Source organism: Streptomyces sp. WM6378 (genome assembly GCF_001279695.1).
Lineage (GTDB): Bacteria > Actinomycetota > Actinomycetes > Streptomycetales > Streptomycetaceae > Streptomyces.
Window position 1 is genome coordinate 156,685 of record NZ_LGDD01000133.1, and the last position, 6,877, is coordinate 163,561.

General features: G+C 70.6%; 5 protein-coding genes. 3 read left to right on the forward strand and 2 right to left on the reverse strand.

Going from position 1 to position 6,877, the window contains the following annotated elements:
- Positions 1–154: 154 nt before the first annotated feature.
- The gene (locus ADK54_RS14250) at positions 155–964 is read right to left on the reverse strand and encodes a TetR/AcrR family transcriptional regulator (protein ID WP_053725972.1); all 810 of its coding nucleotides are present in this window, start codon (positions 962–964) and stop codon (positions 155–157) included.
- A 324-nt stretch (positions 965–1,288) separates the two neighbouring features.
- Between ADK54_RS14250 and ADK54_RS14255 the strand changes: the two genes are divergently transcribed.
- Both ADK54_RS14255 and ADK54_RS14260 read left to right on the forward strand, forming a co-directional pair.
- Positions 1,289–2,662 (forward strand): NAD(P)/FAD-dependent oxidoreductase, encoded by a 1,374-nt coding sequence (locus tag ADK54_RS14255; RefSeq protein WP_199826956.1) that lies wholly within the window; start codon positions 1,289–1,291, stop codon positions 2,660–2,662.
- Between the two features lie 137 nt (positions 2,663–2,799).
- Positions 2,800–4,443 carry an ATP-binding SpoIIE family protein phosphatase gene (locus ADK54_RS14260; RefSeq protein ID WP_053725973.1) on the forward strand — a complete coding sequence of 548 codons (1,644 nt, stop codon included), beginning with the start codon at positions 2,800–2,802 and terminating at the stop codon, positions 4,441–4,443.
- A gap of 7 nt (positions 4,444–4,450) precedes the next feature.
- On the opposite strand, the gene ADK54_RS14265 is transcribed toward ADK54_RS14260, so the two are convergent.
- On the reverse strand, positions 4,451–5,731 hold the full coding sequence (locus ADK54_RS14265; protein WP_199826960.1) for an MFS transporter: 1,281 nt from the start codon (positions 5,729–5,731) through the stop codon (positions 4,451–4,453).
- Positions 5,732–5,885: 154 nt separating this feature from the next.
- On the opposite strand from ADK54_RS14265, the gene ADK54_RS14270 reads away from it, so the two are divergent.
- Entirely contained in the window at positions 5,886–6,452 is a 567-nt protein-coding gene (locus tag ADK54_RS14270) for a MarR family winged helix-turn-helix transcriptional regulator (RefSeq protein ID WP_053725975.1), read from the forward strand.
- Positions 6,453–6,877 lie beyond the last annotated feature (425 nt).

The window sequence follows — 6,877 nt, forward strand, 5'->3', positions numbered from 1 at the left end:
TGTCTGAACCCCGCCGCGCTCCGATCCGGACGGAGTTCAGCCCCGGGCTCCCACCGCACCCGGGCACGGGCCCTCACTCTTTCGGGGAAGGCCCGCAGGCTCGGGAGCGGTCGTCACCGCCGCCAACCAGCGCTCCGTGCAAGGGAGTTGAGCCTCAGGACGGCCGCGAACGGAGCCCCTCAAGCAGGATGTCGAGCAGCCGCGACGAGGCCGCGGCCTGCTGCGTGGCGTCCGGCAGTGAGGGCGCCGCGGTGGCTATCACCAGGAGCACATCGGCGACGGTCACATCACCGCGCAGCTCCCCGGCCGCCCTCGCCCGGTCCACCAACTGCCCGACCACGTCGAGCAGCTCGGCCGCGCCGGCGTCGTCCAGCTCCGCCTCGGGCGCCGTCCGCTGCTCGATGACCCGGCCCCAGCCGGCGCCCTGCTCGGCGAGGCCCACCTGACGCTGCTGCGGAACCCGCGCCTGGTCGAGCCCGTCCCGCAGGCCGTCAGACCGGGGACCCTCGGGACGTACGCCGTCGGTCTCCTCGGCGTCGACGCCGACCCGCAGCACCTGCGGCGGAAGCAGCCGCCCGGCGCCGGAGGCGACCGAGGTGCGCAGGAAGCGGGAGAGCGCCGACCAGGGCTCCTCCTCCTGGCCAAGGGCCGTGCGGGCCTGGTCGGTCAGCCGCGAGGTCTCCTCCTCGGCTATCCGGCGCACCAGCACGTCCTTGCTCGGGAACCGCCGGTAGACGGTGCCCACGCCGACCCTGGCCCGGCGCGCCACGTCCTCCATCGGCGCCCCGTAGCCGAGCTCGCCGAACACTTCGCGTGCCGCGCGCAGCACGTGCTCAAGATTGCGCTGGGCATCCACCCGCAGCGGCGCGGAACGCGATCCGCCCGCGCTCGGACCCGTACCCACGCGACCGTTTCCGTCGGAAGCCGCGACGGCAGTCTGCCAATGAGAGTCCTGAATGTGCATTTATCCCCCGGTAATAACGTCTCCCCCCGGAGACTCCCCGCCCTGACAGCCGGGGACCGGTCCCTAACCCGACACCCCGACGGGATACGAACATAGTTGAGCCGGAGTCAATTCAGAAGGGGTTCTTCCGCACGGTGTGCCCCCCGATCGGACCAAGGACCGAAACCTGACCGAATCGGACCCGGCCCATCACGTGTCACTCCCGCTCTGACCTGCGCATCTATCATCGCGGCGCGAAGAACGAGCCACCCGCCACAGCAGTTCCCTCCAGTCACACAATTTGCCGGGCCTGTGGACAAAGAGCGGGGCCCGTTGCGTCATGGGGTGGTGACAGAACCTGTGCGCATTCTCGTGGTCGGCGGCGGATACGTCGGGATGTACACGGCGCTGCGCCTGCAACGGAAGCTCAAGGCAGAGCTGAAGAGCGGCGCCGTCCGGATCACCGTGGTCACCCCCGACCCCTACATGACGTACCAGCCGTTCCTGCCCGAGGCGGCGGCCGGAAACATCTCGCCGCGCCATGTCGTGGTTCCGCTGCGCCGGGTCCTGGACAAGTGCCACATCGTCATCGGCGAGGCCGACCGCATCGACCACACCGGGCGCACCGCCACCGTCACCACCCTCGCCTCTCCCGAGGACGGCACCGGCGCCATCCAGCTGACGTACGACGAACTCGTCATCGCGCCCGGTTCGATCTCGCGCACCCTGCCCGTCCCCGGCCTCGCCGACTACGCCATCGGCTTCAAGACCGTCGAGGAGGCCATCGGCCTGCGCAACCACGTCATCGAGCAGATGGACATCGCCTCCTCGACGCGCGACCCCGCGATCCGCGACGCCGCCCTGACCTTCGTCTTCGTCGGCGGCGGCTACGCGGGCGTCGAGGCGCTCGCCGAACTGGAGGACATGGCCCGCTACACGGCGCGGTACTACCACAACATCCGGCCCGAGGACCTGAAGTGGATCCTCGTCGAGGCCAGCGACCGGATCCTGCCCGAGGTCGGCGAGGAGATGGGCCGGTACGCGATCCGCGAGCTGCGCGCCCGCAACATCGACGTACGCCTTCAGACCCGGCTCGACAGCTGCGAGCACCGGGTCGCCGTCCTCAGCGACGGCGCCCGCTTCCCCACCCGCACCGTCGTGTGGACCGCCGGCGTCAAGCCCGCCCCGATCCTCGCCGCCACCGACCTGCCCCTCAACGAGCGCGGCCGCCTCGCGTGCACGGCGGAGCTGCGCGTCGCGGGCACCGAGCACGCGTGGGCCGCGGGCGACGCGGCCGCCGTCCCCGACCTCACCTCGGAAGAGAAGGGCAAGGAGTGCGCGCCCAACGCCCAGCACGCCGTCCGCCAGGCGAAGGTCCTCGCCGAGAACATCGCCTCGGCCGTACGGGGCGGAGAGCTCAAGGAGTACCGGCACAAGTACGTCGGCTCGGTCGCATCGCTCGGCCTGCACAAGGGCGTCGCCCACGTCTACGGCCGCAAACTCAAGGGCTACCCGGCGTGGTTCATGCACCGCGCCTACCACCTGAGCCGCGTCCCGACCTTCAACCGCAAGGCCCGCGTCCTCGCCGAATGGACGCTCGCCGGGCTCTTCAAACGCGAGATCGTCTCGCTCGGCTCGCTGGAACACCCGCGCGCCGAGTTCGAGATCGCGGCGGGCGGCGGCCCGCCCGCCAAGGGCCCCGCCCCGCAGGAGAACTGACGGTTGTCAGTGTGGTCCGTCACACTGGACGTGTGACCATAGGTGGGCCCACACCTGCACAGAGTGATCCAGCGACCCAGCACCGCACAAGGACCGGCAGCACAGCACCCGCAGCAACACACGAGGCTTGGAACACCGTGAACTTCACGCGTTGGAGCGCCCGGCTCCCCGGTACGCCGCGCCGCGCCGCAGCACGGACCGACCGCGCAGACCGGGGCTCCGTGCCCGCGGCCCGCGGTGAATCCGGGCCGCAGCCGCAGCCCTGGCCGGACGATGCGGCCGAGCCCCCGCCCCTGGACGACCTCTCCGTGCGCGACATCCTCGGCCAGCTCCCCGCCCTGGTCGCGCTCCTGCACGGCCCCGAGCACCGCATCGCGTACGTCAACGACGCCTACGCCGCGGCCTTCGGGACCCGCCCGCTTGGCGCCCCGGCCGCCAAGGCGCTGCCCGAGCTCGACGAGCTCGGCCTGCTCCCGCTGATGGACCAGGTGCTGCGCAGTGGCACGTCCCGTACGGTCAAGTCCCGCAAGACCCAGGCCGCCGGTTCGTACACGGTGACGTGCAGCCCGGTGGAGATCCCCGGCCACGACGAGGGCGGCGTGCTCGTCTTCGCCGCCGACGTCACCGACCACGCGGAGGCCGCCGAGCGACTGCGCGCGAGCGAGCGCCGCCACCGCGAGACGGCCGTCACCCTCCAGCGCTCCCTGCTCCCGCAGGAGCTGGAACAGCCCGACGACCTGCGGGTGGCCGCCACCTACCAGCCCGGCGGCAAGGACGCGGCGGTCGGCGGCGACTGGTACGACGTGATCACCCTTGGCGCGGGCCGCACCGCCCTGGTCATCGGCGACGTGATGGGCCGCGGGGTCCGCGCCGCCGCCGTGATGGGCCAGCTCCGCACCGCGGTCAGGGCGTACGCGCGCCTCGACCTGCCCCCGCACGAGGTGCTCCAGCTCCTGGACGGCCTGGCCGCCGAGATCGACGCCAGCCAGATCGCCACCTGCGTCTACGCCGTGCACGACCCCAACGAGGGCCGCCTGGTGTACGCGTCGGCGGGCCACCTGCCCGTTCTCGTGCGCCACGAGGACGGCACCGTCCACCGCGCCGCGGACCCGACCGGGCCCCCGCTCGGCACCGGCGGCTGGCTGCACACCTCGGGCACGATCGACCTGCCGCCCGGTGCGACCGCCGTCCTCTATACGGACGGCCTGGTCGAGCGCAGGGGAGAGGACATCGACGAGGGAGTGGCCGCCCTTGAGCGGGCGCTGTCCGGCGCGGTCGGCACCCCTCAGGTGGTGTGCGACCGTCTGATCCGCTCGCTCGGGGTCACCGCCGAACACGACGACGACGTCGCGGTCCTGGTCTGCCAGCACCCGGCCCGTACGGGACCCGCCGCCGAGCTGTTCCACAACGCGGCGCTCGACCTGCTCGGCGGCATCGAAGCGGCCCCGCGCGCCCGGGCGTTCGCGTCCGGCGTCCTCGCCTCGTGGCGCTTCCCGGTGGAGCTGCGCGACCTGGGCGTTCTCGCGGCGAGCGAGCTGGTGGCCAACTCGCTGCAGCACGGCACCCCGCCGATGCGCCTGCGCCTGCGCCGCACCGACCGTCGCCTGATCATCGAGGTGACCGACGGCGACGATCACCTGCCGCGCCGCCGCCGCGCCGACCCCGGAGACGAAGCAGGACGAGGCATCTCGATCGTCGCGACGATCGCCTCGTCCTGGGGTTCGCGCCGCACACCGGGCGGCGGCAAAGCGGTGTGGTGCGAGTTCGCGCTGCCCGGTTAGGCGCGGGTCAGGCGTTGGCGGGCGCCTGCTCGGGCTTGTGCACCGCGACCACGCGCGAGCTGGCCGCGAGCATCGGATGGTCCTGCGCCAGCGTCAGCTTCTTGCCGAGCCGCAGCGCGAGGAAGGTGATCCCGAGCGAGAAGAGCACGAACGTCACGATGTACGGGCCGTGCAGCGCGGCGCCCATGGGCCCGCCCACCGCCGGACCGACGGCCAGCGCGAGCTGCTTGACCAGGGCGAACGCCGAGTTGTACTGCCCGACCATCGACTCCGGGGCCAGATCGGCGACCAGCGGCGCCACGGTCGGCGACAGCATCGCTTCACCGAGCCCGAAGAGCGCGTACGTCGAGATGAAGGCGGCGGTGGCCATCGCCTGGCTGCCGTGCCCGAGCCCGGCGTATCCGGCCGCGATCCACGCGACGGCCCAGATCAGACCGACGGACGCGATGACCCGGCTGCGACGCCGGCGCTCGACGAACTTCAGCACCAGGAACTGCGCGACCACGATGACGGCCGTGTTGGCGGCCAGCGCGATCCCGAGCGTCGAGGGCTGGATCCCGGCGGCCTCGGTGCCGTACGCGGCAAGTCCGGACTCGAACTGCCCGTAGCAGGCGAAGAACAGCACGAAGCCAAGGACGCACAGCTGCACCATCGCCCGGTGCCCGAGGATCGTGCGGATCCCGCCGCCGGCGCCCTGCTCACCCTTGGGACGCGCGTCCGAGAGGACGGCCGAGTGCGGCATCTTCACGGAGCCGGCGATCCCGGCGAGCACCAGGAACATCACCGCTTCGATGGAGAAGAGCAGGGTGAAGCTGGAGGGGTGGCTCTCGTCGACGATCTGGCCGCCGATGAGCCCGCCGATGCCGAGCCCGAGGTTCTGCAGGAAGAACTGCATGGCGAACGCGCGGGTGCGGGTCGCGGGGCCGGAGCACCAGACGATCATCGTCGCGAGCGCGGGCTGCATGACGGCGGTGCCCGCGCCGAGCAGCGCGGCCGAAGCGACAGCGGCGGGCACGCTGGAGGCGAAGCCCATGCTCAGCGCGCCGGCCGAGGCGAGTATCGCGGCGCCGACCAGCACCGGCAGCGGCCCGCGCCGGTCGATGACGCGGCCGGTGAACGGCAGCACGACAAGCGCGGCCATGGCGAAGACGGCGAGCACGACACCGGCCGTGGTCGCGCCCAGATCCCGCACCTGAGCCACGTACACATAGAGGTACGGAACGGTGAACCCGAGTCCAAACGCGCTCAGCGCGTTACCTGCCTGGATCCGGCGCATCGCTGCACCCATCGCCTTGGTCACACTTCACCACCTTGGGGTCTGGAAGCTTGGAGGACTTGAACCTGAAGGGCTCAGCTCTGAAGACTTCAATACTAAAATTAGATCCTTAACAATACACACTCAAGGACTTAGACGCCAACGGACCCCGTGCCATACTCGCGACATGGCTGAGACCACCGAGCCCGCCGAGCCCGACGGCCCCCAGGAGCCGACCCTCGACGAGCAGATCGCCGCGTACCAGCGGGAGTACCGCGACCTCGACCCCCAGGTGGAAAAGGTCGTCTCGGCCCTGGGCCGCCTGAACCGCCGGATGAACGTGGCGTACGGCCGCCAAGTGGCCGCCCTCGGCATCAGCAACGCGGAGTGGGAGGTCCTCAAGACCCTGCTCCTGGCGGGCGAGCCCTATCGCCTGGGCCCCGGCGAACTCGCCAAGCGCCTCGGCCTCACACCGGCCGCGATGACGCACCGCATCGACCGCATGGCCGGCGAAGGCCTGGTCACGCGCGACCGTGACGAGAACAACCGGGTACGCGTCATCGTCGAGCTGACGGATGAGGGCCGTACGAAGTGGCTGGAGGCCATGCGCATGGCCAGCGACTTCGAGGAGGACCTCCTCCAGGACCTGTCCGCCGAGGAGCGCGGCCTCCTCGGCGAGATGCTGATCCGCCTGCTCCGCAGGGTGGAGCACGCCCAGCCGGACGCGGGCGGCCGCCTCACCGACCTCGACTGAAAAAACCAGTGGACAGGAGCCAGGGCCGGGGTTGACACGGATCTCCCCGATCCGTAAGGTTCTTCGAGTTGTCGCGGAGCCGATACGGTTCTGCAACAGTCATCCGCCGCAGATTCTGCGGCCACCCAACTCAGCACGATCTCCCGACCGGGAGTGTTTTCGGCATGCCGAATTCATTTCGATCGGACCGGAAGCCCCGATTACGGGTTGCCGGGAAAATCCGCTAGAGTTCGGGAGTCGGAACGGCCCAACAGCCGGGAAGACAAGCCGACTTGGACCCGGGAGACCGGAAATCAGGCCCGAAAGGATCTGATAGAGTCGGAACAGCCGGAAAGGGAAACCCGAGAGGGAGAACCGGAAAGGCACCGAGGAAGTCGGACACGAAAGAGTCTGATAGAGTCGGGAACACGAAATACCGAAGGGAA